This is a genomic window from Synechococcus sp. R6-7 (assembly GCF_047461695.1).
In the GTDB taxonomy this organism is placed as follows: Bacteria; Cyanobacteriota; Cyanobacteriia; order Thermostichales; family Thermostichaceae; genus Thermostichus.
Genome location: NZ_JANSHS010000387.1, coordinates 1 through 2,639 on the forward strand (window position 1 = coordinate 1; position 2,639 = coordinate 2,639).

The 2,639-nt window shown below is 60.0% G+C and carries 3 protein-coding genes; 2 read left to right on the forward strand and 1 reads right to left on the reverse strand.

What is annotated here, in order from left to right:
• Positions 1 to 74: 74 nt before the first annotated feature.
• Entirely contained in the window at positions 75 to 743 is a 669-nt protein-coding gene (locus NW815_RS11265) for a cofactor assembly of complex C subunit B (RefSeq protein ID WP_414389825.1), read from the forward strand.
• A 73-nt stretch (positions 744 to 816) separates the two neighbouring features.
• Here the strand turns inward: NW815_RS11265 and bchI are convergent, their stop codons facing one another.
• Positions 817 to 1,875, reverse strand: coding sequence for a magnesium chelatase ATPase subunit I (gene bchI, locus NW815_RS11270; protein WP_414389823.1), 1,059 nt, complete (start codon positions 1,873 to 1,875; stop codon positions 817 to 819).
• Between the two features lie 337 nt (positions 1,876 to 2,212).
• Here bchI and NW815_RS11275 point away from each other — a divergent pair, with 337 nt between their 5' ends.
• Complete coding sequence (locus NW815_RS11275) at positions 2,213 to 2,608, forward strand: DUF4168 domain-containing protein (protein WP_414389821.1); 396 nt, start codon at positions 2,213 to 2,215, stop codon at positions 2,606 to 2,608.
• The last annotated feature ends 31 nt before the right edge of the window (positions 2,609 to 2,639 follow it).

Here is a 2,639-nt window from a genome sequence, read left to right on the forward strand (position 1 = left end):
AGCAGTGTTCAGCGTAAATGTATCAGCTTCTCCCTTCTCTCCCGTTACTTCCTCTAGGTTATGCCTAGCCTGCCTTGACGGTTGAACCCACTCCAGCCCCCAGGGATCCCAATCGCTGGGTGAGGCGGCTGCCTCTGGTGACCGGCCTTTTGGGCAGCGTCCTTTTGGTTATTAATCGACTGGCCTTTACGCCGGAATTGCTTACCAGCCAGTCCCGTTCAGATGCCTTGGGGATCCTCCTCAGCGCTGTTTTGATCTTGACCGGCCTGCTGTGGCAGCAGATCCAGCCTCTTCCGCCCCAAACGGCCCCCCTGCAAGGGATCCCCGGCTGTGATTGGCATCCCGATCTTTCCGAAAGCGAGAAACTGGAGCTGGCTTGGGCCTCCCATACCCTGCTCAGCACCACCGCCGCCCGCACCGTGGTGATCTGGGTGGGTGGGCGAACCCTCCTGCAACGGGGGATCCTGGCCAACCCCGGCCAGATGCCCTCCATTCAGCCCAAGAGCGTTTTACAGCGGGTCTTGCAGACGGGGCGGCCCGTGTATTTGGTGGATCTCAAGCTGTTCCCGGCCCGCGCCGAGTTCGATGGCCTGTTGCCCCCCGGATCCCAAGCCGTGCTGTGCCAGCCCATCGGCCAGAAAGGGTGCTTGATTTTGGGGAGCGATACCCCACGCAGCTTCAGCCGGCAGGAGCAAGCCTGGATTGCCGCCATTGCCGACAAGTTAGCGGCCCTATTTGGCTGAGGTTCGCCGCTCCCAACTTCCCTTCGCCGGGAGAGGGGCCGGGGGTGAGGGCTAGCAGCGCGGAGTGCTTGGGCTAGGCGGCGCTCTCTAGGCTCACCTGGAACACTTCGCTGAAGGCTTTTTCCACCTTGTAGCCGGAGTCGATGGTTTCCAAGGGATCCTTGCGCAGGCGGTGACGCAAACACAGGCTGATCACCCGACGGATATCGGCGACGGTGACCTCGCTCCGCCCTTCCAAAGCCGCCAGGGCCTTGGCAGCCCGGTTGGTGACAATGTCTCCGCGCAGCCCATCCACCTCCAAAGCCGCACATACTCCGGAGATCTTCAAGCGCAAATCGGGATCCACTGCCACGTTGGGCAAAAGATGTTGGGCTTTTTCGATGCGCTCCCGCAGGCGCTGCTGGGAATCGGCATACTTGGCCAAAAAAGCCTGGGGATCGGCGTCGAACTGGCTGCGCTCCTCCACGATCCGCACCCGCAGGGCGGCATCTCGCACCGTTTCGATCTGGACGAACATGCCAAAGCGATCCAGCAGTTGAGGCCGCAATTCCCCCTCTTCCGGGTTGCCGGATCCCACCAGCACAAACCGAGCCGGATGACGAATGGAAATGCCCTCCCGTTCCACGGTGTTCCAGCCTGAGGCCGCCGCATCCAGCAACACATCCACCAAGTGGTCATCCAGCAAGTTGACTTCATCCACGTAAAGGATGCCTCGATTGGCCTTGGCTAGTAGCCCCGGCTCAAAAGCCTTCACCCCCTGAGCTAAGGCCCGCTCAATGTCGAGAGTGCCACACACTCGGTCTTCTGTTGCCCCCAAGGGCAGATCCACCATCGGCACCTGGATCCAAGTGCTTTCCAGCGTTTCTCCCGCCTGCAGGCGCTCCCACACTTGATCGCTCATCAAGTCCCGCTGCCGCGGGTGGCTGTTGAAGGGATCCCCTTTCACCACCTCGATCTGGGGCAGCAGGTCGGCCAAAGCGCGAATGGTGGTGGACTTGCCCGTGCCGCGATCCCCCATGATCAGCACCCCGCCAATGCGCGGGTCGATCACGTTGAGGAGCAAGGCCAATTTCATCTCCTCTTGGCCAACGATGGCCGTAAACGGGAAAACCGGGCGACGTTCCAAGTTCATAGGGGCAATAACCAGCGATTCATCCCCATTATCCCAGAGGCCACTCCCTTCTGGGTGTCAGATAGGCTGGAAAGGGACTGGAACTGGAACCTAAAGACCAGTTTTCGGTCAAATGGAAAAGCAAGCTCAGTTGTCAGCGTGGACGACGCCCTGGGCTTTCACAGAGAGGAGCAGATAGGATCGAAGCCCGCGGGGTTCATCAGAGTGTTGAACCGGCGTGGGGCCGAAAGCTCACAAAAACCCTAGGCAACCTGAGCAACAGTTGGCGGGTGGGGAGACATCAGCGGTGTCAGGCAAAGCAAGTCGGAGACGGTGGACGGCATTTCCAATCCAAAGCGTGGCCCAAAAAGCGCTGGTGGGCCTGATCTGGGTTTGCACCTGGATCCCTGTGCTCACTGTCTCTCTGGCCGTGGCTCAAACCCCCACCACCTCTGTGGTGTTGAGCGATGAGCAGGTAACAATGTACGCCCGTATCGTCTTGGAGATGGAGCCCCACCGGCAAGAGGCCCAAAAGCGCTCCCAAGCCACAAACGACCCAGCCAGCAAAGATCAAATCCGGCGAGAATTCATCCGCACCGCGACCGAGATCATCACTCGCCACGGCATGACTGTGCCCGACTACAACCGCATTACACTCTTGATCCGCTCCGAAGAGGGCAAAGCTTTGCAACAGCGCATTGAGGCCGAAATTCTCCGCCTGCAAAGCGAGGATCCCCAACCGCCAGTCCGATAAAAGTAAACTACCCGACACCCGCGCTATGCGC

Bases quoted from the DNA above. Each gene is read 5' to 3' on its own strand.
- bchI (WP_414389823.1), bottom strand. From the start codon at position 1,875: ATGAACTTGGAACGTCGCCCGGTTTTCCCGTTTACGGCCATCGTTGGC.